The 26,832-nt window shown below is 65.2% G+C and carries 28 protein-coding genes; 24 read left to right on the top strand and 4 right to left on the bottom strand.

Annotated elements, in window-relative coordinates; genetic code table 11:
• The first annotated feature begins 20 nt into the window (after positions 1 to 20).
• From OKB87_RS10760 to OKB87_RS10740, 5 genes are all read left to right on the top strand, one after another.
• Positions 21 to 212, top strand: coding sequence for a hypothetical protein (locus OKB87_RS10760; RefSeq protein WP_073349272.1), 192 nt, complete (start codon positions 21 to 23; stop codon positions 210 to 212).
• Between the two features lie 545 nt (positions 213 to 757).
• Positions 758 to 2,065 carry a 2-hydroxycarboxylate transporter family protein gene (locus OKB87_RS10755; protein WP_039213362.1) on the top strand — a complete coding sequence of 436 codons (1,308 nt, stop codon included), beginning with the start codon at positions 758 to 760 and terminating at the stop codon, positions 2,063 to 2,065.
• 11 nt (positions 2,066 to 2,076) lie between these two features.
• On the top strand, positions 2,077 to 3,627 hold the full coding sequence (locus tag OKB87_RS10750; protein ID WP_270827402.1) for an NAD-dependent malic enzyme: 1,551 nt from the start codon (positions 2,077 to 2,079) through the stop codon (positions 3,625 to 3,627).
• A 17-nt stretch (positions 3,628 to 3,644) separates the two neighbouring features.
• The gene (locus OKB87_RS10745) at positions 3,645 to 5,213 is read left to right on the top strand and encodes an ATP-binding protein (RefSeq protein ID WP_024944745.1); all 1,569 of its coding nucleotides are present in this window, start codon (positions 3,645 to 3,647) and stop codon (positions 5,211 to 5,213) included.
• Between the two features lie 3 nt (positions 5,214 to 5,216).
• Positions 5,217 to 5,909 carry a response regulator gene (locus OKB87_RS10740; RefSeq protein WP_011705161.1) on the top strand — a complete coding sequence of 231 codons (693 nt, stop codon included), beginning with the start codon at positions 5,217 to 5,219 and terminating at the stop codon, positions 5,907 to 5,909.
• 97 nt (positions 5,910 to 6,006) lie between these two features.
• Here the strand turns inward: OKB87_RS10740 and OKB87_RS10735 are convergent, their stop codons facing one another.
• Complete coding sequence (locus tag OKB87_RS10735; RefSeq protein ID WP_270827400.1) at positions 6,007 to 6,906, bottom strand: DMT family transporter; 900 nt, start codon at positions 6,904 to 6,906, stop codon at positions 6,007 to 6,009.
• 103 nt (positions 6,907 to 7,009) lie between these two features.
• Here OKB87_RS10735 and OKB87_RS10730 point away from each other — a divergent pair, with 103 nt between their 5' ends.
• On the top strand, positions 7,010 to 7,822 hold the full coding sequence (locus OKB87_RS10730; protein ID WP_270827398.1) for an AraC family transcriptional regulator: 813 nt from the start codon (positions 7,010 to 7,012) through the stop codon (positions 7,820 to 7,822).
• Between the two features lie 41 nt (positions 7,823 to 7,863).
• On the opposite strand, the gene exaC is transcribed toward OKB87_RS10730, so the two are convergent.
• Positions 7,864 to 9,381, bottom strand: a complete 1,518-nt coding sequence (gene exaC, locus OKB87_RS10725; RefSeq protein ID WP_171282382.1) for an acetaldehyde dehydrogenase ExaC — start codon at positions 9,379 to 9,381, stop codon at positions 7,864 to 7,866.
• A gap of 236 nt (positions 9,382 to 9,617) precedes the next feature.
• Here exaC and OKB87_RS10720 point away from each other — a divergent pair, with 236 nt between their 5' ends.
• The 16 genes from OKB87_RS10720 (at position 9,618) to OKB87_RS10645 (ending at position 24,269) form a co-directional block, all read left to right on the top strand.
• Entirely contained in the window at positions 9,618 to 11,294 is a 1,677-nt protein-coding gene (locus OKB87_RS10720; RefSeq protein WP_270827396.1) for a sigma-54-dependent Fis family transcriptional regulator, read from the top strand.
• 86 nt (positions 11,295 to 11,380) lie between these two features.
• Positions 11,381 to 12,556, top strand: a complete 1,176-nt coding sequence (locus OKB87_RS10715) for an acyl-CoA dehydrogenase (protein WP_270827394.1) — start codon at positions 11,381 to 11,383, stop codon at positions 12,554 to 12,556.
• Positions 12,556 to 13,710 (top strand): CaiB/BaiF CoA transferase family protein, encoded by a 1,155-nt coding sequence (locus OKB87_RS10710; protein ID WP_270827393.1) that lies wholly within the window; start codon positions 12,556 to 12,558, stop codon positions 13,708 to 13,710. Before OKB87_RS10715 ends, OKB87_RS10710 begins: the two co-directional genes overlap by 1 nt.
• Before the next feature lie 126 nt (positions 13,711 to 13,836).
• Positions 13,837 to 14,247 (top strand): VOC family protein, encoded by a 411-nt coding sequence (locus OKB87_RS10705; RefSeq protein WP_042065394.1) that lies wholly within the window; start codon positions 13,837 to 13,839, stop codon positions 14,245 to 14,247.
• Between the two features lie 102 nt (positions 14,248 to 14,349).
• The gene (phoB, locus tag OKB87_RS10700) at positions 14,350 to 15,039 is read left to right on the top strand and encodes a phosphate regulon transcriptional regulator PhoB (protein ID WP_005298527.1); all 690 of its coding nucleotides are present in this window, start codon (positions 14,350 to 14,352) and stop codon (positions 15,037 to 15,039) included.
• 8 nt (positions 15,040 to 15,047) lie between these two features.
• Positions 15,048 to 16,343 (top strand): phosphate regulon sensor histidine kinase PhoR, encoded by a 1,296-nt coding sequence (gene phoR, locus OKB87_RS10695; protein WP_011705169.1) that lies wholly within the window; start codon positions 15,048 to 15,050, stop codon positions 16,341 to 16,343.
• Positions 16,344 to 16,719: 376 nt separating this feature from the next.
• Positions 16,720 to 17,694: a PstS family phosphate ABC transporter substrate-binding protein gene (locus OKB87_RS10690; RefSeq protein WP_017408555.1), complete on the top strand. Its 975-nt coding sequence runs from the start codon at positions 16,720 to 16,722 to the stop codon at positions 17,692 to 17,694.
• Between the two features lie 163 nt (positions 17,695 to 17,857).
• On the top strand, positions 17,858 to 18,664 hold the full coding sequence (locus OKB87_RS10685; RefSeq protein ID WP_270827391.1) for a M48 family metallopeptidase: 807 nt from the start codon (positions 17,858 to 17,860) through the stop codon (positions 18,662 to 18,664).
• Positions 18,652 to 19,158 carry a GNAT family N-acetyltransferase gene (locus OKB87_RS10680; protein ID WP_011705172.1) on the top strand — a complete coding sequence of 169 codons (507 nt, stop codon included), beginning with the start codon at positions 18,652 to 18,654 and terminating at the stop codon, positions 19,156 to 19,158. The genes OKB87_RS10685 and OKB87_RS10680 overlap by 13 nt, the downstream gene beginning before the upstream one ends.
• A gap of 109 nt (positions 19,159 to 19,267) precedes the next feature.
• Positions 19,268 to 20,170 carry an ROK family protein gene (locus OKB87_RS10675; protein WP_017408554.1) on the top strand — a complete coding sequence of 301 codons (903 nt, stop codon included), beginning with the start codon at positions 19,268 to 19,270 and terminating at the stop codon, positions 20,168 to 20,170.
• 42 nt (positions 20,171 to 20,212) lie between these two features.
• A complete protein-coding gene (locus tag OKB87_RS10670; RefSeq protein ID WP_039216055.1) occupies positions 20,213 to 20,938 on the top strand; it encodes a copper homeostasis protein CutC in 726 nt (241 codons plus the stop codon).
• An 18-nt stretch (positions 20,939 to 20,956) separates the two neighbouring features.
• Positions 20,957 to 21,064 (top strand): copper homeostasis protein CutC, encoded by a 108-nt coding sequence (locus tag OKB87_RS10665; protein ID WP_391484804.1) that lies wholly within the window; start codon positions 20,957 to 20,959, stop codon positions 21,062 to 21,064.
• A gap of 184 nt (positions 21,065 to 21,248) precedes the next feature.
• Positions 21,249 to 21,860 carry an FKBP-type peptidyl-prolyl cis-trans isomerase gene (locus OKB87_RS10660; protein ID WP_005298548.1) on the top strand — a complete coding sequence of 204 codons (612 nt, stop codon included), beginning with the start codon at positions 21,249 to 21,251 and terminating at the stop codon, positions 21,858 to 21,860.
• Between the two features lie 129 nt (positions 21,861 to 21,989).
• Positions 21,990 to 22,871, top strand: a complete 882-nt coding sequence (locus tag OKB87_RS10655) for an ABC transporter ATP-binding protein (protein WP_252376707.1) — start codon at positions 21,990 to 21,992, stop codon at positions 22,869 to 22,871.
• A 73-nt stretch (positions 22,872 to 22,944) separates the two neighbouring features.
• Entirely contained in the window at positions 22,945 to 23,958 is a 1,014-nt protein-coding gene (locus tag OKB87_RS10650; RefSeq protein ID WP_270827390.1) for an ABC transporter permease, read from the top strand.
• Positions 23,943 to 24,269: a DUF2845 domain-containing protein gene (locus OKB87_RS10645; RefSeq protein ID WP_161785110.1), complete on the top strand. Its 327-nt coding sequence runs from the start codon at positions 23,943 to 23,945 to the stop codon at positions 24,267 to 24,269. The genes OKB87_RS10650 and OKB87_RS10645 overlap by 16 nt, the downstream gene beginning before the upstream one ends.
• A gap of 56 nt (positions 24,270 to 24,325) precedes the next feature.
• On the opposite strand, the gene OKB87_RS10640 is transcribed toward OKB87_RS10645, so the two are convergent.
• Complete coding sequence (locus OKB87_RS10640) at positions 24,326 to 24,541, bottom strand: DUF1107 domain-containing protein (protein WP_016349931.1); 216 nt, start codon at positions 24,539 to 24,541, stop codon at positions 24,326 to 24,328.
• Between the two features lie 188 nt (positions 24,542 to 24,729).
• Between OKB87_RS10640 and yfcD the strand changes: the two genes are divergently transcribed.
• Positions 24,730 to 25,233 (top strand): NUDIX hydrolase YfcD, encoded by a 504-nt coding sequence (gene yfcD, locus OKB87_RS10635; protein ID WP_041218243.1) that lies wholly within the window; start codon positions 24,730 to 24,732, stop codon positions 25,231 to 25,233.
• 63 nt (positions 25,234 to 25,296) lie between these two features.
• Here yfcD and OKB87_RS10630 read toward each other — a convergent pair whose 3' ends face one another.
• The gene (locus tag OKB87_RS10630; protein ID WP_270827389.1) at positions 25,297 to 26,223 is read right to left on the bottom strand and encodes a phenylacetate--CoA ligase family protein; all 927 of its coding nucleotides are present in this window, start codon (positions 26,221 to 26,223) and stop codon (positions 25,297 to 25,299) included.
• A 126-nt stretch (positions 26,224 to 26,349) separates the two neighbouring features.
• Between OKB87_RS10630 and OKB87_RS10625 the strand changes: the two genes are divergently transcribed.
• Positions 26,350 to 26,823, top strand: a complete 474-nt coding sequence (locus tag OKB87_RS10625) for a peroxiredoxin (RefSeq protein WP_024944732.1) — start codon at positions 26,350 to 26,352, stop codon at positions 26,821 to 26,823.
• The last annotated feature ends 9 nt before the right edge of the window (positions 26,824 to 26,832 follow it).

Raw genomic sequence — 26,832 nt, 5'->3', positions numbered from 1 at the left:
CTGTTTTTTATCCACTAATATTGATGGGTCAGCTAAACAGGGAGACGATAGCTGTGGAACGATATGAATCGGGTGACCCCCATTTCTCCATCGAGAGCCTGTTGGTGGAGGTGGAATATGTTGCCGATGGCCATTATGGGCTCAGCCTGGAAAGTACCGAAACCTGTCATGAATTTGACCCTGCCAATATTCCACTGTTATTAGCCGAATAGTTTTTCGGTTGGTGTCATGAGGCCGTCATCATCATCTGACGGTCTGTTGCAGGGCCCGCTTGTATCGGCTAAAACGCTCCCCTGCGGCAGGCACGGCCTGCCATGGGCAGATCATCCTTGTGGGCCTCTGCGTGATCGCCTGTCCTCAATCTTCCAGTTGTCTCTTCCGGTTTGCGGCGGTTTATCCGATTGGGATTTACTGATCTTGAGATCGCCAGTCAATCCTTGCTTGTGATCAGTCGAAATAGCATCGAGTGGCGAAAGCATGGTTTCCCATTATTGAGAGGTGTGCCGCCCATTATTTAATCGTTATTTGATAATGGCCCCATCAAGAGCCTGTTGGCATTGAGGGATGAGGGCTCTCCGGTTTGATTGGCGCAGCACAATAGTGCGCCTGAATAATGCCAATGACAGGCTGGGCGACATCCTCTGCCAGTCATAACGTTTAAGAATTTAATGTTTTTATATGCCTTTGCAGACAGGCTAACCGACAGGGGTGAGAGAGATGGCTAGAGTGGCGCCACACCACACGCTGGAGCATAACAATGAAAAACCTCTCTACCCCACAGACCCGTATCGCGCTGTTTGGCGACCGGCAGATTGCCGGCATGCCCATGATGATCTTCCTCGGGCTTGCCACCTGCGTACTCTTCTCGGGCTGGAACGGCTCTCTGCCACTCGGCATGGTCGGTGCGCTGGCATTGATGTTCGTGCTCGGCACCCTGCTGACCGAACTGGGGGAGCGCATCACTCCCATCCGTGAATACCTGGGTGGCGGCACCATACTCGCCATCTTCGGCGGCGCCGCCCTGTTTGAATACCGGATCCTGCCCGTCGAGGCGGGCCAGGTGATCATCGGCTTCATGAAGGAGGGGGGCTTTCTCAACTTCTTCATCGCCAGCCTGGTGACCGGCTCGGTGTTCGGCATGAGCGGCGCCCTGCTGAAAAACGCCGCCATGCGCTACCTGCCGGTGATCCTGGGGGGCGTCGCGCTGGCGTTGCTCAGCGTCGGTCTGGTGGGCGCCCTGATGGGGTATGGCTTCAAGAATGCGGTGCTGCTGATCGGTCTGCCCATCATGGGTGGCGGCATGGGAGCCGGCGCCGTGCCGCTGGTGGAGATCCTCTCCGGGCCGCTGCAGATGTCGAGTGCCGATCTGCTGTCGCGCATGGTGCCGGCGGTGGTGATCGCCAACACCCTGGCCATCCTGGTGGGGACCTTGCTGGCCCGCCTCGGTCGCCGCTACCCCTCCCTGACCGGCAACGGCAAGCTGATGATAAAAGAGAGTGCCGCTGGCGTGGCCGAAGAGAAGGTGCAGGCACCGACGCTGGAGAGCCTCGGCCTCGGGCTCTTCATCAGCTCCAGCATGTTCGTGCTGGGATCATTGCTCGGCAACTTCATCCCCATGCACCCCTTCGCCCTGATGATCCTGGCGGTGGCCGTCATCAAGGTGAGCGGCCTGCTGCCCCGCCGTTACGAGCAGGCGGCGGCCGACTGGTACCAGTTCGTGGTGAGCAACCTGACGCCCTCCCTGCTGGTGGGGATCGGTGTCGCCTACACCAGCATTCCCGAGCTCATCAGCGCCTTCTCGGTCAGCTACTTCGTGCTGGTGCTGGTGACCGTGGTCGGCGGTGCCCTGGGGGCGGCGCTGGTGGGCCGAATGATCGGCTTCTACCCCATTGAGGCGGCCATCACCGGCGGCCTCTGCATGGCCAACATGGGGGGCACCGGCGACGTGGCCGTGCTCTCGGCGGCCCAGCGCATGACGCTGATGCCGTTTGCCCAGATCTCTTCTCGTCTCGGGGGCGCCGTCATGTTGATCCTGGCCACCCTGCTCATTTCGCTGCTGGCATAAGGAACAAGATAATGAACGACATCATGATGGGCACCAGCCTGCCCTATGCCGAGCGCAAGCGACAGGGACTGATGGGGCGCATGCCCCACAAGGAGGAGTCGCTGGCCCAGCAGCGGCGCCGCATCTACCGGCTGGTTTCGGCCATGCAGAGCCCGTTTGATCAGCACCTGCTGCTGCGCCAGCTGCAGGAGGACAACCCGGTGCTGTTCTACGAACTGGTGCGCCACCACCTGCCCGAGCTGTTGCCCATCATCTACACCCCGGTGGTGGGGGAGGCGTGCCAGCGCCACAGCGACCTTTATCTGCGCAGCCACGGCCTCTACCTCTCCTGGCACGACCGGGACGAGCTGGACGACATCTTCGCGGCGGTGGAGCAGGAGGTGGACGTCATCGTCATCTCCGATGGCGAGCGGGTGCTGGGGCTCGGCGATCTCGGCATCGGCGGCATGGGGATCTGCATCGGCAAGCTGGCGCTCTACTCCGCCGCCGGCGGCATCAACCCGGCGCGCACCCTGCCGCTGTGCGTCGATGTGGGCACCAACAACCCCGAGCTGCTGGAAGATGACTCCTACCTCGGCTGGCAGGCGCCGCGGGTGGATGGCGAGCCCTATTACCAGTTCATGGACAAGGTGGTGGCCGCCGTTCGCAAACGCTGGCCCCAGGTGGTGCTGCAGTTTGAAGACTTTGCCGGCAAGCATGCCGCCAATCTGCTGGCCCGCTACCGCGATGAGCTGTGCATGTTCAACGACGACATCCAGGGCACGGCGGCGGTGGCGTCGGCCTGCGTGCTGGCGGGCCTGCAGCAGGCGGGCAGTGCGCTGGCCGAGACCCCGGTGCTGATCGTCGGGGCCGGCTCGGCCGGCTGCGGTATCGCCGCCATGCTGGCCCAGCTGGCGGGCGGTACGGAGCGGGTGCAGCTGTTTGATCAGGATGGCCTGGTCTGCCTGGACCGCGCCGGGCTCACCCCGGCCCAGCAGCCGTTCGCCCGTCCGGCGGCGGAGGCGTGCAACTCCTTGGCCGCGCTCATCGAGCGGCTGCGCCCCGGGGTGCTGATCGGAGTGAGCGGTCAGGGCGGCCTGTTTGACGAGGCGGTGCTGACGGCCATGGGGGAGGTGTGCGAACGGCCGGTGATCCTGCCGCTCTCCAACCCCACCCGCAGCGCCGAAGCGACCCCGGCCCAGGTGTGGCAGGCGACCGGCGGGCGCGCTCTGCTCGCCACCGGCAGCCCCTTCCCGCCGGTGGCGGTGGACGGGGCGCCGCGAGTGGTCTCCCAGTGCAACAACGTCTATGTGTTCCCGGGCATTGGCCTCGGGGCCTGCGCGGTCAAGGCGCGGCGCATCAGCGACGGCATGCTGCGGGCGGCGGTGCAGGCGGTGGGCGCCTATCCGCTAGCCGAAGGGCGGCTGCTGCCCCCCATCGAGCAGGTGGGGGAGGTGGCCCGCACCGTGGCGAGAGCGGTGGCACTGTGTGCCCGTGCCGAGGGGCTGGCCGATTTTGCCGGCGATCCCGCACCTTTGATTGACCAGACCTGGTGGCGCCCGCACTATTGGTCCGCGTTCTGATGTTGCAAGGCTAATCGATGAAACTGCGTCACCAACTGGTCACCCTCTCTCTGGGCCTGTCACTGCTCCTGATCGTCATCCTGGGCAGCCTGCTGGCGCTCTTTATCCGCCACCTGCTGGAAGTGAACCTGGAGGAGAAGGGGGGCGATCTGGCGCGAGTGCTGGCGGCGGACCAGCGGGTAGTGCAGGCGCTGGAGTGGGGGAGCGATCCGGGTCTGCGCGACTATGTGCAGGGGATCTGCAGCCGCACCGACGCCGCCTACATGGTGGTGACCGACGAGCACGCCCGCCGGCTGAGCCACCCCTCCCCGGAGCTGGTGGGCGGCCTGTTTCGCGGCGAGGATATCTGGCCCTCCCTCAACGAGCGCAGCAGCTACTGCTCCAAGGACGTGGGCACCCTGGGGCCGGCCATTCGCTGCTTTGCCCCGGTGATCGGGGCGGACGGACGCGCCATCGGCGCCGTGGTGGTGGGCTATCTGATGCAGACGGTGGAGGGCATCTATCTGGATCGGATCGCCCTGCTCATCAGCGCCATCGGCGCCGTGCTGGGTTGCGGCCTGCTGCTGGCGCTCTGGATCCAGCATCGGCTGCGCCGCACCCTGCTGGATCTGGAGCCGGAGACCATAGTCAACCGCTTCGTGCTGCAGGAGCTGGTGCTTGAGCACATCTCGGAGGGGGTCATCGCCCTCGACAGTCACGGCCACATCCGCATGCTCAACAGCGCCGCGTTTTATCAGCTGCGTCTGCCCGGCACCGGCCGCCACTCCCTGCTCGGCCAGCCGCTGGCGGAGCTGTCGCCGCCGCTCGCTCCCGCCCTGACCCAGCTCGAGACCGAGCTCGGCTTCACCGTGCACGGCGAGTCGTTCATCGGGCGCTGGCAGGCGGTGGAGGGCAAGATCCCCGGTCGGCTGCTGATCTTCAGCCGCCCCGAGGTGACCGGCAGCCTCGGCATGCAGGTGACTCACCTGCGCCAGTATGCCGAGATGCTGCGGATGCAGACCCACGAGTTCGCCAACAAGCTCAGCAGCCTCTCCGGCCTGCTGCAGCTGGGTCACGTGGAGCAGGCGGTGGAGCTGATCCAGCAGGAGAGCGAGGCGTGTCAGACCATGCTGCACGATCTGCTGCGGGCCATCGAGGACAAGCCGGTGGCCGGGCTCATCCTTGGCAAGTTCAGCCGGGCCCGCGAGCTCGGGGTGGAACTGGTGCTGGATCCCGATTCGGCGCTGGGCGAGTATCCGGCGGCGGTGTCGGCGGATCTCATCACCCTCATCGGCAACCTGCTGGACAACGGCATCCGCGCCGCCTGGGCCCGGCGCAAGCAGTGTCCGCCACGGGTGCTCATCTCCCTCAACGACTTCGGGCGTCGGCTGGTGATCGAGGTGGAGGACAGCGGTGAGGGGGTGGACGAGGCGCTGGCGGACCATCTGTTTGATTACGGCATCAGTCGCCAGACCGGCGATCACGGTGTCGGCCTGTTCCTGGTCAAGGAGACGGTGGCCAGGCGAGGGGGTGTGATAGAATGGCGCCGCACCGCCGAACAGACGACGCTGTTCGGTATCTACTTGAATAAAAACCAATTGGTGTGATCTATGGAGCCCATTTTCACTCTGGTGATCGAGGATGACGAACGGATAGGATCCATTCTGGCCGAGTTGGTCTCCTCCACCCCCGGATTTTCCCTGCTGGGTCGGGCCGAGAGCCTGACCCAGGCCGATCTCATGATGCGCGCGGCCCAGCCACAACTGCTGCTGGTGGACATCTCGCTGCCTGACGGCTCAGGCCTGGAGTGGGTGAACCGGCTGCGCAGCCACAACCGCGAAGCCTACGTCATCATGGTGACCGCCTCCTGCGATGTGGAGACCATCCAGCAGGCCCTCAATCAGGGGGTGCAGGATTACATCATCAAGCCGCTGCGGCTGTTTCGCATCCAGCAGAGCCTGGACGAGATCCTCACCCTGCACCGGCGCATCTGTGAGCGCGGCTCCCTCGAGCAGAGCGACCTGGACCGCTTGATGGGCAAGGTGAGGCCCCAGGGGCGCGAGGTGCGCGACACCCCCAAGGGGATCGACGCCATCACCCTGCGCCAGGTGCTGGAGCTGCTGGCGGGCGAGCCGGACAGCGCCTTCTCCACCGACACGGTGGCGCTGCGCTTGTCCCTCAGCCGCACCACGGCGCGCCGCTATCTGGAGTATCTGGAGTCGGAGGACCGGGTGGACGTGGATCTCAACTACGGTCAGCGTGGCCGGCCCGAGCGCCGCTACCACTGGCGGCGGGGCAGTTGAGCCGTTTGCCGCACGCAGATCCATGCCAACAAAAAAGGGAGCCTGAGCTCCCTTTTTTGTGTCTTTTGTTGGTGTAAAAACCGGTACGGCAGGTCGCTCAGGCCTCTTCCTGCAGGGCCGGGCGGGCTTTCGGCTTGAACTGAGAGAGCATGACCCCCGCCAGGATGAGACCGCCCCCCAGCAGGTGGTAGTCGTGAATGGGCTCCCCCAGGCTGATGACGGCGATCAGCGCCGTGCACAGCGGCATCAGGTTCATGAACACCGAGGTGCGCTCCGCCCCCATGCAGGCGAGACCGCGCATCCAGCAGTAGGCGGCGAAGAGGGAGGAGGCGATGCCGGCAAACAGCACCAGGCCCCAGCCTTCGGCCGGCACCGCCAGCGACTCGGCGCAGAGGGCCACCGGGACCAGCAGCAAGACCGCCAGCAGGATCTGCAGGTAGAGGTTGAGCCAGGGGCCGAACGGTAGCTGCCAACGGCGGATCAAGAGGCCATAGAGGGCGTAGCTGGCGGAGCCGAGCAGCATCAGGCCGTCGCCCTGATTGATGCCGTCGTGCAGCAGTGCCAGCGGCTGGCCCAGGCTCAGCAGCCAGAACACCCCGAACAGGGAGATACTCATGCCGAGCAGCGCCTGTTTGCCCGGCCGCTGGCCGAAGAAGAGGGCGCTCTGCAGCAGGGTCAGCAGCGGGATGAGGGAGCCGATGACCCCCATGTTGGTGGCCGAGGTGGTGTGGGCTGCGTAGTAGGCGAGGCACTGGTAGAGCACCATGCCAAGGGCCGCCAGCACCAGCAGCTTGCCGAGCCAGGGGCGGATCTCGCCACGACGGCGCCACAGCTGCGGCAGGCAGAAGGGGGTCAGCGCCAGCGCGGCGATCACCCAGCGGTAGAAGGAGATGGCCGCGGGATCCAGCACATCGGCGGCGGCCTTGGACACCACGGTATTGGTGGCCCAGATCAGCACGGCGAGCAGCGGAAACATCAGCGGGTAGAAGATACGCATCAAAGACTCCTTATTATCGAGGTGACCAGTCTACCCTTGTCTTTCTGTTATCAAGTAACGTAAAACTGACAAATCATCCCGCGCAAAGGACAATCCGCCCGCCATGGCCATACGTCACTACCATCCGACGGACCTGCATCTGCCAGAGCCCAATCCGCTCTATCTGCGCTACCAGCAGATCCAGGCCGAGAGCGCATGTGCGCCCCACAGCCACCCCTGGGGCCAGCTCAGTCTCATCAGTCTGGGGGTGATGGAGATAGTGCTGGACGATCACCGGCTGGTGGCGCCGGCCGACTACCTCATCTGGGTGCCGGCGGATCTGGAGCACGCCTCTTACAACCAGCAGGCCCTCGACTACACCTCCATCTACGTCAATCACGCTCTGGCGGCGAGGCTGCCGGCCGAGCCCAGGCTGCTGCAGATGACCCCGCTGATCCGCGCCATCCTGGCGGATTTTTGCGATCGCAAGCTGGGCCACATGGCGGATGAGTGGGATGTGCGCCAGGCCGAGCTGCTGGTGGAGAAGCTGACCCGCACCCGCTGCCAGGACAGCTACCTGCCCATGAGCCAGGACAAGCTGTTGGCCCCCATGCTGGCGGCGCTCTACAGCGACCCCGCCGATCCGCGCACTTTGGCCCAGTGGGCCGAGCAGATGCACACCACCGAGCGCACCCTGGCCAGGCGCTGCGTGCGGGAATTGGGGATGAACTTCGGCCAGTGGCGGGCCCGGCTCAAGCTGCTCAAGGCGCTGGCCTGGCTCAAGGGGGAGCTGCCGGTGCAGGAGATTGGCTGGCGGCTCGGTTACGGCTCCACCTCGGCCTTCATCGCCATGTTCAATCGTGAGCTGGGCTGCTCCCCCCAGCGCTATCGCCAGCAGCTGGGCATCGGCGCCGGGCAGGCGGCGCTCCAGCAATGAAAAGGGCGCCCGCAGGCGCCCTTGTTGATCACGGGAGGGGTTTAGAAGAAGCCGAGGGGATTGATGTCGTGGCTCACCAGCAGGTTCTTGGTGTTCTGGTAGTGGTCCAGCATCATCTTGTGGGTCTCGCGGCCGATCCCTGACTTCTTGTAGCCGCCAAAGGCCGCGTGCGCCGGGTAGGCGTGGTAGCAGTTGACCCAGACCCGGCCGGCCTGGATGCCGCGCCCCATGCGCCAGGCCAGGTTGCTGTCGCGGGTCCACAGGCCCGCCCCCAGTCCGTACTGGGTGTCGTTGGCAATCGCCAGCGCCTCCGCCTCGTCCTTGAAGGTGGTGACCCCGAGCGCCGGCCCGAAGATCTCCTCTTGGAACACCCGCATCTTGTTCTGGCCGTGGAAGATGGTGGGCTGGATGTAGAAGCCCCCCTCCAGCCCGCTCACCCTGGCCGGGCCGCCGCCGATCAGCATCTTGGCCCCTTCGCCGCGGCCGATCTCCATGTAGCTCAGGATCTTGTCGAACTGCTCGCGCGACGCCTGGGCACCGACCTGGGTGGCGGTGTCGAGGGGGTTGCCCTGCACTATGGTGCGGGCGCGGGCCAGCACCTTGTCCATGAAGTCGTCATAGATGCTGGCCTGCACCAGCGCGCGGGAGGGGCAGGTGCACACCTCGCCCTGGTTGAAGAAAGTCATCAGCATCCCTTCCACCGCCTTGTCGATGTAGCTGCTCTCGTGCTGCATCACGTCGGCGAAGTAGATGTTGGGGGACTTGCCGCCCAGCTCCACGGTGGAGGGGATCAGCTTGTCGGCGGCGCAGCGCAGGATATGGGCGCCCACCTCGGTGGAGCCGGTGAAGGCGAGTTTCTGGATCCGGTTGCTGGTGGCGAGCGCCTGGCCCGCCTCGGCGCCAAAGCCGTTGACCACGTTGACCACCCCGGCGGGCAGGATGTCCTTGATGAGATCCATCATCAGCATGATGGTGACCGGAGTCTGCTCGGCGGGCTTGAGCACGCTGCAGCAGCCGGCCGCCAGCACCGGGGCCAGCTTCCAGGCCGCCATCAGCAGCGGGAAGTTCCACGGGATGATCTGGCCGACCACCCCGATGGGCTCCTTGAAGTGGTAGCTGACGGTGTTCTGGTCCAGCTCGGCGGCCGAGCCCTCCTGGGCGCGGATACAGCCGGCGAAGTAGCGGAAGTGATCCACCACCAGCGGCAGGTCGGCGGCCAGGGTCTCGCGCACCGCCTTGCCGTTCTCCCAGGTTTCGGCGATGGCGAGCACCTCGATGTTCTGTTCGATGCGATCGGCGATGCGCAGCAGCAGGTTGCTGCGCTCGGTGACGCTGGTCTTGCTCCAGCTGGCGAACGCCTTGTGGGCGGCGTCCAGCGCCAGCTCGATGTCGGCGGCGTCGGAGCGGGCCACTTCGCAGAACACCTTGCCGTCTACCGGCGAGATGTTTTCAAAGTAGCGGCCGGCGCGCGGCGCCACCCACTCGCCACCGATGAAGTTGTCGTAACGGGACTTGAAGCTGACCAGGGCACCTGCCTGACCGGGAGCGGTATAAATCATCTCATCATCCTTTATGTGTGTGGTCCTGACCGGGCTGGAGGGCAACCCGGTTGCTGCTATGTATCGCAAGGGGCGTGCCAGAGGGTCTGACCAGCACAGCAAAAGTTACAAAAACGTTATCAAACGGGGTGCGGCAGCGTATCTTGGTTAACCAATGACCAGCGCGAAGGTGAGGATACTGTGCCGATTCTGGACAGTGACCGTGACAGTCGTGCCGTTTGTGAACAGGAGGCGTGATGAGCGAATTATCTCAATCCAGTGCCAGCCCGATCGAGCGTTCCTGGCAGCGCTGCCTGCATCAGGGGCTGAGCCGCCGGCAGAGCGCCGAGCTGGACTTGCTGCCCCAGGGAGAGCTGTCGGCCCGTCAGGAGCAGCACAGGGTGCTGATCGCCAGCTTCCAGCGTTTCGTATTGCCGCTGTTTGGCCAGCTACTGGCAGGGCGCCCCTGTCGGTTGCTGCTGTGCGATGGCGAGGGTGCCATCCTGGCCGCCAGCGGTGACGACGGCTTCGCCCGCCACGCCGAGCGCATTTTTTTGCGCAGCGGCGCCCGCTGGGGGGAGGCGAGCAAGGGCACCAACGCCATCGGCACTGCGCTGGCCGAACAGAGCGAAGTGCAGGTGCTCGGCAATCAGCACTTCTTCGCCCAGCACAGCTTTCTCAGCTGCAGCGCCTGCCCGTTGCTCGGGCCAGACGGGCAACTGCTCGGCGTGCTCGACATCTCTACCGATGCGGCCCATCACGATGGCGACATGCTGGGCACGGTGCGGCTGTTGGCAATGACCCTGGAAAACGCGCTGCTGGCGCGCCAGCCGGGCTGGCTGGTGGATCTCGAGCCCCAGAGTCTCTGGTCCGCCCGTCTGCTGCTGGGGGAGGAGGGCGAGCTGCTCGGGGCCAACCGAGCCGGCCGGCTCTGGCTCGGCCAGCACCCCTTCGACGGCAAGCAGCTGCTGCGGGATCGACGCGGGCTGAGACTGGTGCCGGAGGCTCATCCCGTGGCGACCCTGCCCAGCCTGCCGGCCGATGCCGGCGATTCGCACGGCCGGCAGGTGCCGCTCAAGATGCTGGAGCGCGGCATCTCCCTGCTCATCGAGGGGGAGACCGGCAGCGGCAAGGAGCACCTGGTGCGGGCCCTGCACCGCCAGTCGAGTCGGCAGGACAAGCCCCTGGTGTGCGTCAACTGCGGCGCCCTGCCGGCCGATCTGGTGGAGGCCGAGCTGTTTGGCTATGTCGGCGGGGCCTTCAGCGGTGCCCGCAGCCAGGGCAGTCAGGGGTATCTGCGCGCCGCCCACGGCGGCATCCTGATGCTGGACGAGATCGGCGAGCTGCCACTGCTGGCCCAGACCCGGTTGCTGCGGGTGCTGCAGGAGCGCGCCGTCACCCCGGTTGGCAGCCACAAACCCGAGGCGGTGGATTTCTGGCTGGTCAGCGCCAGCCATCGGGATCTGGCGGCCATGGTGGCGGCCGGCACCTTTCGCGAGGATCTCTACTACCGCATCTGCGGTTGGCGCCAGCAGCTGGCGCCGCTGCGCGACTGGCTGCCCCGCGAGCGGCAGGCGCTGGTCCGGCGGCTGCTGGCCGAGATGGATCCTGCCCTGCGCCTGACCGATGAGGCCGAGCGCCAACTGCTGGCCCACCCGCTGCCCGGCAACGTGCGCCAGCTCAAGCAGGCGCTGGAAGTAGCCTGCGTGCTGGCGGAGGGGCAGGGCTGGATTGAGCCTGCCCACCTGCATCTGCCGACCGTGGCGGTGGCGCCGGTCGCCACCGCGGTGGTGGCGGGCAGCACATTGCGCGAGCAGAACCGGCAACGGGTGCAGCAGACCCTGACGGAGTGCGATGGCAACGTGAGCGAGGCGGCGCGCCGGCTCGGCATCAGCCGCACCACCCTCTATCGGGCGCTGCGGGAGGCCGGCTGAGGTGTTTGTTACCCGAGCTTTTTCGTGGTTAAGATGGGTCCACAAGAGACCCTTTGATGATTCTTTTGCATGGCATGGAGTGCTTTATGACGCGTACCCGATTTGATTGGCAAGACCCCTTCTTTCTCGACGGCCAGCTCAGCGAAGAGGAGCGGCTCATCCGCGACGCCGCCCGCGACTACTGTCAGGCGCGGCTGATGCCCAGGGTGCTGGAGGCGAACCGCCGCGAGCAGTTTGACCGCACCATCATGAACGAGCTGGGAGAGCTCGGGCTGCTCGGCGCCACCCTGCCGGAGCAGTACGGCTGCGCCGGGGTCAATCACGTGGCCTACGGCCTCATCGCCCGGGAGGTGGAGCGGGTCGACAGTGGCTACCGCTCGGCCATGAGCGTGCAGTCGTCCCTGGTGATGCACCCGATCCACGCCTATGGCGACGAGGCCCAGCGCCAGCGCTGGTTGCCGGGGTTGGCCCGGGGCGAGCTGGTGGGCTGCTTCGGCCTCACCGAGCCGGACGCGGGTTCCGACCCTGGCTCCATGAAGAGCCGCGCCGAGCGGGTTGACGGCGGCTACCTGCTGACCGGCAACAAGATGTGGATCACCAACTCCCCCATCGCCGATCTGTTCGTGGTGTGGGCCAAGCTGGATGGCGAGATCACCGGTTTCGTGCTGGAGAAGGGGATGGCCGGGCTCTCTGCCCCCAAGATTGAGGGCAAGTTCTCCCTGCGCGCCTCCATCACCGGCGAGATAGTGATGGAGCGGGTCTTCGTGCCAGAAGCGAACCGACTGGCGGGGGTGAGCGGCCTCAAGGGGCCGTTCGGCTGCCTCAACAAGGCGCGCTACGGCATCGCCTGGGGGGCGCTCGGCGCCGCCGAGTTCTGCTGGCATGCCGCCCGCCAGTACGGGCTGGATCGCCAGCAGTTCGGCCGCCCGCTGGCTGCCACCCAGTTGTTCCAGCTCAAGCTGGCCAACATGCAGACCGAGATTGCCCTAGGCCTGCAGGGCTGCCTGCAGGCCGGGCGCCTGATGGACGAGGGGCGCTGCCCGGTGGAGCTGGTGTCGCTCATCAAGCGCAACAGTTGCGGCAAGGCGCTGGAGATAGCCCGCGTTGCCCGCGACATGCACGGCGGCAACGGCATCAGCGACGAGTTTCACGTCATTCGCCACGTGATGAACCTGGAGGCGGTCAACACCTACGAGGGGACTCACGACATCCACGCCCTGATCCTGGGAAGGGCCCAGACCGATCTGCAGGCGTTTGAGTGATGGGGCCCCTAGCCGGCGTGCGCGTGCTGGATCTCAGCCGCGTGCTGGCCGGCCCCTGGGCCAGCCAGCTGCTTGCCGATCTCGGCGCCGACGTGGTCAAGGTGGAGGCCCCAGGGCGCGGTGACGACACCCGCCACTGGGGGCCGCCCGAGCTAGTGGCGGGGGAGGCGGCCTACTTTCATGCCGCCAACCGGGGCAAGCGCTCCATCGCCCTGGATCTAGCGCGCGACAGAGACACCCTGTTGGCATTGGTGGACTGTGCCGACGTGGTGATCGAAAACTTCAAGGTAGGGGGACTGGCGCGCTACGGCCTCGATTACCCGAGCCTCAAGGCCCGCCGCCCAGAGCTTATCTACTGCTCCATCACCGGTTTTGGCCAGGACGGTCCCTGGGCCCAGCGACCCGGTTACGATCTGCTGATCCAGGGGCTTGGCGGATTGATGAGCATCACCGGCCAGCCGGACGAGGCCCCCGGCGGCGGGCCGGTCAAGGTGGGGGTGGCGCTCGTCGACATCCTCACCGGCCTCTACGCCACCATCGGCATCCAGGCGGCCCTGCGCCACCGCGAGCGAACCGGGGAGGGGCAGCAGATCGATCTGGCCCTGCTCGACGTGTCGGTGGCGGTGCTGGCCAACCAGGCGATGAACTATCTCGCCACCGGTCAGGCGCCCGGGCGCCTTGGCAACGGCCACCCCAATATCGTCCCCTACGACGTCTATCCCACCCGGGATGGTCATCTGATCCTCGCGGTGGGCAACGACGGCCAGTTTGCCGCGCTGGCGGCCCTGCTGGGGGAACCCGGCTGGGCGACGGACCCGGACTTTGCCAGCAACAGTGGCCGGGTGCGCCAGCGCCACCGGCTCAATGCCCTGATCGCCGAACGGCTGCTGGCGCGCAGCAGCGCCGAGTGGAGTGCCATGCTGGAGGCGGCCGGGGTGCCGGGCGGTCCCATCCTCACCCTGGATGCGCTGTTCGCCCTCGAGCAGGGGGCGGTGCGCGGCTGGGTGCAGCAGGTGCAGCGCGGCGAGCAGCCCTTGCCCACCCTGGCCAATCCGCTGCATTTGTCGGCCACCCCGGTGCGCTACGGGCGCGCCTCGCCGGCGCTGGACGGGGACCGGGATAGCGTGCTGCGCGACTGGCTCGGGCAGGGCTGACCCGGTTGCTTTAGACGGGATGCACCCGTCTTCTGCCCTTTGTCCTCTCATCTGCCCCGGTGCTGGAGCCCGGGGCCGTCCCCCGCTATGATGCGCCCCGTCCATTCATCTGTTGAGGAACTTCCCATGGCACAACACATTGGCGCCCTGGCCCTGCTGGTGGCCGATTACGACCAGGCCATCACCTTCTTTACCCAGGGACTGGGGTTCGAGCTGCTGGAAGACACGCCCCTCGACGAGCCGGGCAAACCGGGCAAGCGCTGGGTGCGGGTTGCCCCCAAGGGGGCCCCGGGTTCCGCCCTGTTGCTGGCGCGGGCCGCCACTCCGGAGCAGCGGGCCGCCATCGGCCAGCAGGGGGGCGGGCGGGTGTTCCTGTTCCTCGAGACCGACGACTTCTGGGGCGATTACCAGCGCATGCAGGCGTACGGTGTCCACTTTTGTGAACAGCCGCGTATCGAGGCTTACGGCACAGTAGTGGTGTTCGAGGACATCAGTGGCAACCGCTGGGATCTGCTGCAACTCGCTGCTGCCAACTGAATCTGAAAACGTTTATCATCCCGCCTGTCATAAAGTCATAAAAGTGTCACAGAAAGTTCTAATAATTGGCGCACCCATCTTCACAGAGGAGAGAGAAGGGATATGGCTAAGCGAATTCTGGTGGTCGAGGACGAAGCACCGATCCGCGAAATGCTCTGCTTCGTGCTCGAGCAGAAGGGATATGAAACAGTAGAAGCTGAAGATTTTGCCGACGGATTGGCGAAGGTGCGCGAACCCTACCCCGAACTCATCGTGCTGGACTGGATGATGCCGGGCGGCAGCGGCATCCAGTTCATCAAGCAGCTCAAGCAGGATGAGGTGACCCGCCAGATCCCGGTGGTGATGCTGACCGCCCGCGGCGAGGAAGAGGACAAGGTGCGCGGGCTGGAGGCGGGGGCCGATGACTACATCACCAAGCCGTTCTCGCCCAAGGAGCTCACCGCCCGTCTGCATGCGGTGATGCGCCGCGTCTCTCCCACCTCGGTGGACGAGGTGATCGAGGTGCAGGGGCTCAAGCTGGACCCCGTCTCCCACCGGGTCAGCGCCGAGGAGAAGGCGCTCGACATGGGGCCGACCGAATTCAAGCTGCTGCACTTCTTCATGACCCACCCGGAGCGGGTCTACAGCCGCGAGCAGTTGCTCAACAATGTCTGGGGTACCAATGTGTACGTCGAGGACAGAACCGTGGATGTGCACATCCGTCGCCTGCGCAAGGCCATTGAAGAGACGGGGCACGATCGCTTGATCCAGACGGTGCGCGGCGCAGGCTATCGCTTCTCAACCCGTCTGTAGAGGAAGTTATGTTGCAACCTTATGCCTGGCGGCGCCAGTTGTGGCGAATGGCGTTCTTCTATGCGCCCTTCGCCTTGGTCGGCTGGTTGACGAATACCCTCGCCCTCTGCCTGCTGGCGGCCACCGTGCTGCACCTGGGCTGGCACTATCGCTTCCAGAAGCGGCTGTCGGACTGGCTGTGGCACGATCGCAGCCTGGTGCCCCCCAACGGCAGCGGCAGCTGGGAGTACATCTTCAACGGCATCTACAAGTTGCAGCAGCGCCACCGGGCCCGCCGCCGCGAGCTGGCGGGCCTCATCCGCCGCTTTCGGGAAGGGGCGGAGGCACTGCCCGACGCGGCCGTGGTGTTTCGCACCGACGGCAGCATCCTCTGGTGCAACCGGCTGGCCGAGCAGCTGCTCGGTTTTCGCTGGCCGGAAGACGCCGGTCAGCATATCGGCAACCTCATTCGCAATCCCGCCTTCGGCGCCTACCTCGGCAAGGGGCAGTATGACGAACCGTTCGAGATGACCTCGCCCATCAACGAGGAGAAGTTTCTCGAGTTTCGCATCATGCCCTACGCCGAGGATCAGGCCATGCTGGTGGTGCGGGACGTGACCCGGCTGCGCAGCCTGGAGAAGACCCGCAAGCACTTCGTCTCCAACGTCTCCCACGAGCTGCGCACGCCGCTCACCGTGCTCAAGGGCTATCTGGAGATGACCGAGGAGCCGCCGCCACCCGCCATGTGGGCCAAGGCGCACAAGGTGATGATGGAGCAGACCATCCGCATGGACAATCTGGTCAATCAGCTGCTCACCCTGTCGCGCATCGAGGCGGCGCCGACCGTGGATCTCTCCCACCTGGTGGACATGCCCGCCATGCTGGGGCTGCTGGAGCAGGAGGCGCGGGCGCTCTCCGGCGAGCGGGCCCACCAGATCGAGTTCATGGTGCAGCCCAATCTGTTGGTGCGTGGCGATCAGGATCAGCTGCGCAGCGCCGTCTCCAACCTGGTCTACAACGCCATCCACTACACCCCGGCGGGGCGCAAGATCACGGTGGAGTGGCGCAAGCAGGGGGCGATGGCGCTGTTTGCGGTGCAGGATGAGGGGGAGGGAATCCCGCCCGAGCACCTGGCGCGGCTCACCGAGCGCTTCTATCGGGTCGACAAGGCCCGCTCCCGTCACACCGGCGGCTCGGGGCTCGGGCTTGCCATCGTCAAGCATGCCTTGAGTCACCACGACTGCCAGCTCGATATCGAGAGCCGGGTTGGCCTCGGCAGCCGCTTCAGCTTTCTCATCCCCGGCCGCATGGTGGTGGTGAAATAGTCTTTTCCGGCAAGGGGTTGGCATCAAAAGAGGGCGGCGATGGCGGCCCTTTTTTCATTTGTTAAACAAGCCCGTCATGTCATTAAAGTGTCACATTAAATCCATAAATTTGTCACTGCCAGGTCAGATACTGGCGCCGTCTTGAGAACGGACCTGTCGCCGGTTTGGCGTAGGGAGAGTACAAAACGCGACCAGCCGATCGCAGTGCTCGGGATGTGACCACTTTCGGCCTCAGATTGACGCTTGCCTTCTGCCACCGCAGGACTGGGGGAAGAGGGCAGGAAATGACACTCAGCGCATCGTCCGGCGTGGCCGGCGGTGAGCCAAGTTAACCCGTGTTTTGATGGACTGCGTTCTGCAACCTTGGAGAGATTGGATGAAACTCAACAAACTGGCTGGTGTAATCGGATTCACCGCAGCTACCCTGTTTTCCGTCAGCACCCTGGCTGCCGGTGTGGATAAAAACCTGCCGGATTACACTCCGACCAGCGGCATCTCGGGCAACCTGTCCTCTGTCGGCTCGGACACCCTGGCCAACATGATGACCCTGTGGGCCGAAGAATTTAAGCGCATGTACCCCAACGTCAACGTGCAGATCCAGGCCGCCGGTTCTTCCACAGCGCCGACCGCACTGACCGAAGGTGTTGCCCAGTTCGGCCCCATGAGCCGCGCCATGAAATCTGGCGAGGAAGAGGCCTTCGAGAAGCGCTACGGTTACAAGCCGACAGCCATCCGCGTCGCGGTCGATGCCCTGGCGGTGTTCGTCAACAAGGACAACCCCATCAAGGGGCTGACCATGCCGCAACTGGATGCCATCTTCTCCAGCACCCTCAAGTGCGGCGAAGCCAAGGCCGCCACCAAGTGGGCTGATCTGGGTCTGGACGGCAACTGGTCTTCCAAGGATCTGCAACTGTTCGGTCGCAACTCGGTGTCCGGTACCTACGGTTACTTCAAGGAACACGCCCTGTGCAACGGTGACTTCAAGAGCGGCGTGAACGAGCAACCGGGTTCTGCCTCTGTGGTGCAGTCCGTCTCCTCCTCCCTGAACGGCATCGGCTACTCCGGCATCGGTTACGTCACCTCCGGCGTGCGCGCCGTACCGCTCTCCAAGGATGGCAAGACCTTCATCGAGGCCAGCGCCGACAACGCCATCACCGGCAAGTATCCGCTGTCGCGCTTCCTGTACGTTTACGTGAACAAGCACCCGAACAAGCCGCTCTCTCCGATGGAGCAAGAGTTCCTGAAGATGGTGCTCTCCAAGGCGGGCCAGAACATCGTTGCCAAAGATGGCTACGTCCCGGTACCGGCCAAGGTGGTCGAAGCCGACCTGAAGAAACTGGGCATCATGTAAGCCGGTTTCCTTTGCCAGACGGGCCCTGCGGGGCCCGTTTTGTTTTTTGGCCGCCATCCGATTGCGGTATGTGACCGCTTTCGCCAGACCGGGTGATTTGTCGACTTGCACCGGACGCCCGCATTTCCGAAAATAGGGCATCTTTATGGTGAAGGACACCTCCATGACATCTCCCCTGTTCAAGCTTGGCTTGGCGGCACTCTGTTCCACCCTGCTCGCCAGCTGTGCCCAGTCTCCCACCGGCCGCAGCCAGATGCTGCTGTTCTCGCCCCAGCAGATGAGCAAGCTGGGGGCCGACTCCTTCGAAGAGATGAAGAGGCAGGAGAAGGTGAGCACGGATGCGAAGATGAACGCCTATGTCTCCTGCGTGGCCAAGGCGGTGACCGCCCAGGTGCCGAGCCAGTACGGCATCACCAGCTGGGAAGTGGTGGTGTTTGACTCCAAGCAGGTCAACGCCTTCGCCCTGCCCGGCGGCAAGATCGGGGTCTACAGCGGCCTGCTCAAGGTGGCCAAGAACCAGGATCAGCTCGCCACCGTCATCGGCCACGAGCTGACCCACGTGCTGGCCCAGCACTCCAACGAGCGGCTCTCCCGCAGCCAGCTGACCGGCCTTGGGCTGGCAGCGGCCGATATCGCCATGGGCAGTAGCGAATACCGCGGTGCCACCATGGCGGCGCTGGGGCTCGGGGTGGAGGTCGGCGTCATGCTGCCCTATGGCCGCGAGCAGGAGAGCGAGGCGGACCGGCTGGGTCTGGATCTGATGGCCCGCGCCGGTTTCAATCCGGCCGAAGCCATTCCCCTGTGGCAGAACATGAGCGCGGCCGCGGGCGGCAATGCGCCGCCCCAGCTGCTCTCCACCCACCCCAGCAACGAGAACCGGATCGCCGAGCTGCAGGCCCAGCAGGCTGAAGCCGTGCCGCTCTACGAGCAGGCCCGCGCCTCCGGGCTGGTACCCCAATGCAAGGCATAAGCCTGCGCATGGCGCGGCCCGATGACGCCGCCGCCATGACGGTGATGCAGCGGGCCAGCTGGCTCGCCGCATACGGCGGCGTGCTCGGTGCCGACATGCTGGCCCAGCTGGCGGTCACCGAGCATCTGCAGATCTGGCAGCGCCGGCTGGCGGAGACGGGCCCAAGGCCCATGCTGCTGTGCCAGGACGAGGTGGTCATCGGCCTGCTCTACTGGCAGCCGGAGACGACGGGGGAGTACCCCACCGCCTGGATCCGCGCCTTTTACCTGCATCCCGACCACTGGCGTCAGGGCCACGGCAAGCGGCTGTGGCAGGCGGTGGCGATGCAGATGCGGCGCGCCGGCTGTGAAGGCGTCAGATTGTGGCTGCTCGATGGCAACCACATCGGCGAGGGGTTCTACTTGCGCCGCGGCTTCATGTTCGACGGTCAGGAGCGCACCCTGATGAGCCTCGGCCAGCCCTGCCTGCAGCGACAAATGTTTCGTTTGCTTTGATCTCTCTCCCGTTTTTCGCCTCCGGCCACTTTATTTTTTTTGCGAATTAATACAATGTCCCCCTCTGGACAGGCTGAGGTGAGGCGACTCATCGACAAGGGAGTGTGGCATGTATTACGGCTTTGATATTGGTGGCACCAAGATAGCGTTCGCTGTGTATGACGGCGCCTTGAATCTCTGTCACGAGGAGCGCATGAGCACTCCCGGCAATGATTATGAAGGGCTGCAGCAGCTCATCCGCGCGCGGGTCGAACAGGCGGATGCCCGTTTCGGCGCCCGTGGTGCGGTGGGCATCGGCTTCCCCGGCATTCTCAACCGGCACGACCACAGCATAGTGGCGGCCAATCTGCCCTCCATCAATGGCCGCCACCTGGGCGCCGATCTGGCCGAGCTGCTGGAGCGTCCGGTCAAGGTGGACAACGATGCCAACTGCTTCCTCTGGTCCGAGGTACATCAGGGGGCGGCGGCGGGAGCCGACAGCGCCCTCGGCGTCACCATCGGCACCGGCATCGGTGGCGCCGTCTATCTGGCGGGCAAACTGATCCAGGGCCGCAACTGGCTGGCGGGGGAGATAGGCCACTACCCGCTGCCGGCCACCATGCTGATGAAGTACCCCGACCTGCCTCGTCCCCGTTGCGGCTGCGGCCGTCTGGTCTGTTTTGAAACCTATGCCTCCGGCACCGGGCTGGAGCGGCTCTACCATCACTTCCACGGTCAGCGTGCCAGCGGCCACCAGATAGTGGGGCGCTTCGAGGCGCATGAGCCCCATGCGGTGGCCACGGTCGACTGCTGGCTCGAAATCATGGCCGCCGGGCTTGCCACCGCCATCTCGGTGGTCGACCCCGACGTGGTGGTGCTGGGGGGCGGCCTGAGCGGTCTGCCCGCGCTCTACGAACAGCTGCCGCTGCGCCTGCCTGGCCATCTGCTGCCCGGGGTCGCCCTGCCCGAGATCCGCGAGGCCCGCTTCGGCGGCGCCGGCGGGGTGCGCGGGGCCGCCTTGCTCAATTTATGAGATCAGATCCGGGGTCTGATCTCCCCAATAAAGGAGTCCATCATGACCTCTCTTGAAATCTGTATCGACAATCTGGAATCCCTGTTTACCGCCCAGGAGGCTGGCGCCGATCGCATCGAGCTCTGCTCTGCGCTGGGGCTGGGTGGCCTGACTCCCTCCTATGGCTTCATGCAGCTGGCGGCGCGCCATGCCACCGTGCCCGTCTACGCCATGATCCGGCCCCGGGCTGGTGACTTCTGCTTTGGCGACGGGGAGTTCGAGATGATGCTGCAGGATATCGCGGCGGCCCGTGCCGCCGGCCTGCAAGGGGTGGTGGTCGGTCTGCTGGACGAGCAGGGACGGGTGCCTGCCGCCAAGCTCACCCAGCTGGTGGAGGCGGCAGGGCCTCTTGGCGTTACCTTCCACCGCGCCATCGACCTCTCCTCCGACTGGCGGTTGGATCTGGAGACCATAGTCGCCGCCGGCTGCGAGCGCATTCTGAGCTCGGGCCACGCGCCGACCGCGCTGGCGGGCCTCGAGACCCTGCAGGCGATGCAGCAGGCGCTGGCGGGGCGTGCCAGCCTGATGCCGGGCGCCGGGGTCAATGCCGACAACGTGCGCACCATAGTGGAGTTCACCGGGGTGAACGAGGTGCACATGTCCGGCATGGGCTGGCGCGGCGGCATGGTGCCCCATGGCGTCAACATGGGTACCTCGGACGACGGCCGGGTCAATATCACCGACGGCGCCAAAGTCGCGGCGGTGCGGGCTCTGCTGGATAGGGCCTGATACGGGCCGTGCGGCGACATGGTGTCTCTTCATGGCGTCAACATGGGCACCTCGGACGATGGCCGGGTCAATATCACCGACGGCGCCAAGGTGGCGGCGGTGCGGGCTTTGCTGGACAAGGCCTGATACCGGCTCGGCGAAGGAGATAAGCCTACGAAACAGAAGGGCGCCGCATGTCGACGCCCCTCTGCCAGCTAGTGTGAACTCTCTCCCACGGTGGGGGAAATCAGGCGCCAGGCCGGCAGCACCCGGCGCAAAAGTCTGATATTATCCCGTCTCTTTTACCCTCAGGACCCGGAGCAACTTCTCAATGTCCCAATACGACTCTATCGAACAGAAGGCCAGCTATGGCATCGGCCGCAACATGGGTGATCAACTGGCGCAGCAAGCCTTCGCCGGTCTGGATATCCCGGCCCTGCAGCAAGGTCTGGCAGATGCCCTGAATGGTCTGGAGTTCGCGGTCAGCCGTGACGATATCAACGATGCCTTCCAGGTCATCACCGCCCGCATGCAGGAAGAGCAGGAAGCCGTCGCCAAGGCTGCCGCCGCCGAAGGCGAAGCCTTCCTGGCCGACAACGCCAAGCGCGCCGAAGTGAAGACCACCGAGTCCGGTCTGCAGTACGAAGTGCTGGTGGAAGGCAACGGTGCCGTACCAGTAGCCGGTCAGTCCGTCCGCGTGCACTACCACGGTACCTTCACCCACGGTGGCGTGTTCGACAGCTCCGTCGCCCGCGGCCAGCCGGCCGAATTCCCGGTGACCGGCGTGATCGCCGGCTGGGTAGAAGCGCTGCAACTGATGCCGGTTGGCTCCAAGTGGAAGCTCTACATTCCGCAGGATCTGGCCTACGGCGCACGCGGTGCCGGTTCCATCCCGCCATACTCCGCCCTGGTATTCGAAGTGGAGCTGCTGGACATCCTGTGATCCGGCTGGCTTGATTGATACGGACGGCGACCCTAGGGTCGCCGTCTGTTTTTTTGCGCCGCGCGCGGCGGGGCATGGGCAGCGTCTGCGCTTTTGGATATAGTCATGGCTCCTGCAGGGAGAGCGCCCATGGCTGCCATCATTGAAGTCGTCGATCTCGTCAAGCACTTCCCCGGCGTCAAGGCGGTGGATGGGCTCAGCTTTGCCATTCCCGCCGGCAGCTGTTTCGGCCTGCTCGGCCCGAACGGGGCGGGCAAGACCACCACCATCGAACTGCTGGAGGGGATCCTCACCCCGGACAGCGGCCAGATCCTGTTCCACGGTGCCCCCCGCGGCCCCGACTACCGCTCCCGCATCGGCATCCAGTTCCAACACACGGCGCTGCAGGATTTCCTGACGGTGCGCGATACCCTGCGACTGTTTGCCAGCCTCTACCCGGCCCCCTTGCCCCAGGCCCAGCTCATCGAACTGTGCGCCTTGGGGGAATTCATCGATCGGGACAGTCGCAAGCTCTCTGGTGGTCAGCGGCAACGGCTGCTGTTGGCGCTGGCGCTGCTCGGTGACCCCGAGCTGCTGTTTCTGGACGAGCCCACCACGGGGCTCGATCCCCAGGCCCGCCACCACTTCTGGCAGCGCATCGAGGCGATCAAGGCGCAGGGCAAGACGGTGGTGCTCACCACCCACTACATGGACGAGGCCCAGCAGCTGTGCGATCAGATTGCCATCGTCGATCACGGCCATCTGCTGAGCCTGGATACCCCGGTCGCCCTGCTGGCCCAGCATTTTGACGGCGTGCTGGTGCGCCTTGCGGCTCACCCGGCCCTCGCCAGTCTCGGCTATCCCCTGCGCCCGCTGGGCGAGCAGGTGGAGCTGAGCTGCCCCGACGTGGCCGCGCTGCTGCCTGCGCTGCTTGCGCTTGGCGTGCCGCTGACCGGCATGCAGGTGCGCTCCCCCAATCTGGAGGATCTCTTCCTCCATCTGACCGGCCACAGCCTGCGGAGCGGCGCATGAACGCGGCCCCGTGGCACCTCGCAGCGGCGCCTGCCAGCATGCCGTCCCAGCTTGCCAGCCCAAGGAGCACCAGATGACGGGATCTCTCAAGCGCATCGGGGCGCTCTTCTATGCCCGCAACCTGGAGTTTGTGCGGGATCGGGCGGCGCTTGTCTGGAACCTGGCCTTTCCGCTGTTGCTGGTGCTGGGGTTCACCCTCATCTTCTCCGGCCCGCCCAAGCCGCTGGTGCAGATGGGGGTGGTGGGGGAGCTGCCCGCGGCCTATGCCCCGCTGCGTGTCGTGCCGCTGCTCAAGATCATCCCCTATGACGAGGAGGAGAAGGGCCGGCTCAAGGTGCGCCACCATCAGCTGGATCTGCTGCTCTCGCCCGGCACGGGTCGTTACTGGATCAACCCGGACGCCCCCCAGGGAGCCATGGCCGAGTATCTGCTGCGCCAAGCCGTGCCGGCGCAGCTGGTGCGGGAGACCCTGAGCGGGCGCGCCATTCGCTACGGTGACTGGCTGCTGCCCGGGGTGATCGGCATGAACCTGATGTTCTCCGGCCTGTTCGGGGTGGGCTTCGTCATCGTCCGCTACCGCAAGAACGGGGTGCTCAAGCGGCTGCGGGCCACCCCGCTCTCGGCCGCCGAGTTTCTCTGCGCCCAGCTGCTGTCGCGCATCCTGATCACCCTGGTGGTGAGCCTGCTGGTATTTTTGGTGGCCTACGGCCTGCTTGGAGTGCCGCTGCTGGGCTCGGGCTGGCTGCTGCTGTTGATCGCCCTGCTGGGCGGGGCGTCCATGGCGTCCCTCGGTCTGCTGGTGGCGGCCCGCATCCAGAACGAGGAGCTGGCGAGCGGGCTGCTCAACGTCATCAGCATGCCGATGATGTTTCTCTCCGGCGTCTGGTTCTCGCTGGAAGGGGCCCCCGCCTGGCTGCAGCAGCTGGCGGCCTGGCTGCCGCTCAGCCAGATCATCGCGGCGGCCCGCGCCGTCATGCTGGAAGGAGCAGGCTGGGCCGAGGTGGCGGCGCCACTGGGCTGGGTCCTGTTGTTTACGCTCTGCTGCATCACCCTGGGCAGTGCCCTGTTCAAATGGAGTCACCGATGAAGTCACTACCGCTGGTTGGCGGGGCCCTGCTGGCCCTGCTGCTCTGTCTGCCGGCCAGTGCCGGCGCCATGCGCTGCAAGAATGCGCTGATCACCGAAGGGGACAGCACCGCCGAGATGCTGCTCAAGTGCGGCGAACCCATGCTGCGCGAGGAGCTGACCCGCAACGAGGAGAATCAGTTCGGCAACCTGATGCAGGTGAAGTATGGGGAGCGCTGGACCTACAACTTCGGCAAGAACGAGTTCATGCGCTTCGTCACCGTGCGCAATGGGGTGATCACCGACATCGAAAACGGCCCGCGCGGCGAGTAGCCGGCGGGCAAAGACGTGCATGGACGCAGACTACAAAACAGAAAGGACTATGGAAGTTACCCCAACAGCAGGGTGGTATGACGCAGGCCGCGAACCTCCAGATTGATCTGCCGGGCCAGACTCAGGGTCTGACGGCAGGTCAGGCTCTCCAGATTGATCTCGCCGCCGCTGAACTCGAACCGCCCGTGGGCCTCCACCATGAAGCTGCCGTGATGGAAGCTCTTGATGTAGCGGGCAATCTGGCGGGGAGACAAGTTCTTGAACACCTTCATCACAAAACACCTGTTGCGTGGACAGGGCACACTATGGCGTTGCCAGGTGACACGGATGTGACAGTTTGTGGAGGTTTGTATGAATCCAGTTTGTTCTCTGCCCGCACTGGCCGTCCATGTGGGGCGGGAGTGAAAAAAGGCTGCCATGACAAGCCGTTGCCCCGATATACTGCGGGCAGTTTAACGCCATGAACAAGAAGGGTCTGCGTGTGGAATGGGTGGATGTGGTGGATGGAAACAATCAGGTGGTCGGGGTTGCCGAGCGTGCCAAGGTACGGCGGGAGAACCTCTGCCACCGCGCCAGCTATATCCTGGTGCTCGACGAGGCTGACCGCATCCTGGTGCAGCGCCGCACCCTCAGCAAGGATTTCTGCCCCGGCATGCTGGATGCCTGCGCCGGTGGCGTGGTCACCACGGGCGAGCAGATGGAGCCCTCCGCCCGCCGCGAGCTGGCCGAGGAGCTGGGGATCCGCGATGTGCCGCTGCAGGCATTCGGTGACTTCTATGCCGAAGGGGAGGGGTATCGGGTGTGGGGCGGTCTCTTCAGTTGCCGCTATCAGGGGCCGTTGCGACTGCAGGCCGAAGAGGTGAGCGAGGTGTGCTGGATGAGCCAGGCGGAGATCGCCGCGCGGGCCGCCGAATTTACCCCCGACTCCCTGCTCGCCATCGCCACCTGGCAGGCGCGGCGCTGACGCGTACCCAGCATGTAAAACGGGCAGCCACTGGCTGCCCGTTTTGTTTGCAGGGTGGTGATGTTAGACCAGCCTGAGCCGGCGGTTGGTGCGCCCGCACGGACTGGCGCCGGCGAGCCAGTGGCCTTGCCACTCGGTGACCAGACGCAGCAGCGGGTATTCCAGATCGAGCCGGGTCACCACCAGCTGACCGACGCCATCGCCGATGACCGGCTCGCCGCTGGCCAGATCGATGATCTCGATGAGGCAGCTTTCGTTGACGATGAAGCCTTGGCCGGGCTGGCTCTCATAGGCGATCACCCCCGCATCCTGCAGCAACAGGCAGTTGAGCGCCCGGATGCCGTGCACCGCCTGCAACGGCCGGGTATCGGGGTGGGAGGATTCGCACAGCAGGGCGCAGCGCAGGCTGTCGCTCGGCACGTCGGCCCGCTCTGCCGCCTCCAGCAGATCCAGCAGCACCGCCAGCGGCCCGACGAACCCGGTCGGCTCATAGCGCTGCAGTGCCTCCAGCTGGCGCCCGGTATCGTGGGGGCCGCAGGGCACCACGGGTGCACCCAGCTGGCGGGCGCCGTTGTCGAAGATGAAGGCGGTGGGGCTGATGTGGTAGTCGTGGCCGTTGAGCAATACCTCCCCGGCCTTGAAACCGGCGGCGAACAGGGCGCGCGCCGCCCCCCACCAGTCGGCGCCGGCGTACTCGGGAATGGCCAGCTGGCCCGGACAGGCGAAGACCCGCAGCGCCTGGCTGGCGGGGCGGCCGGTGAGGCCGGCAAAGGGCGGGTGAGCCTGCTGGGCGGCGAACAGTTCGCTGGCGTTGAGCAGGGGCAGTGTGGTCAGCTCGCCCAGATCCTGCAGGCGACGCTGGCGGTAGGCACTGGAATAACCGGCGCAATACTGGCCGACATGGGTAAGCAGGTGATTGAGTTGATCCAGTTGTTGCTGCTCTCGCAAGGTGGAGGGGCGAATTTCCAGTCCATCGTAATAGTGCTGCATGAGGCCTCCTTGGTCGGCTGATCCTGCTCAAGGTTAGCCCAAAAGGCGAACGGGATCGGGGTCTGTGTCACATGGCGGGAGTGGGGTAGACTGGAGCCCCTGCCATCCAGTTGAGGACGAGAGATCATGATAGCGATTGGCCAAGCCCTGCCTGCGGGCGAATTCACCTTCATCACCGCCGAGGGCAAGCAGCAGCGGGATAGCCAAAGCCTGTTTGGCGGCAAGCGGGTGGTGCTGTTTGCGGTGCCCGGCGCCTTTACCCCCACCTGTTCCAACGCCCACCTGCCGGGTTATGTGGTGCTGGCCGACCAGTTGATGGCCAAAGGCGTCGATGCCATCTGCTGTTTGTCGGTCAACGACGCCTTCGTGATGAAGGCGTGGCAGGATGCCCAGAACGCCGAGGCTATCACCATGCTGGCCGACGGCGACGGCAGCTGGACCCGGGCACTGGGTCTGGCCAAGGAGACCGGGGCCTTTGGTGGCGTGCGCGCCCAGCGCTTTGCCCTCATCGCCAACGATGGCGTGGTCGAGCAGCTGTTCGTGGAGGCCCCCGGCAAGTTCGAGGTGTCGGATGCCCAGAGCCTGCTGGCGGCGCTGTAAAATATCAAT

Origin of the sequence: Aeromonas sp. Y318-1, assembly GCF_027706125.1 — a bacterium.
GTDB classification, from domain to species: Bacteria; Pseudomonadota; Gammaproteobacteria; order Enterobacterales; family Aeromonadaceae; genus Aeromonas; species Aeromonas hydrophila.
This window is presented reverse-complemented; position numbering and strand designations above follow the sequence as displayed.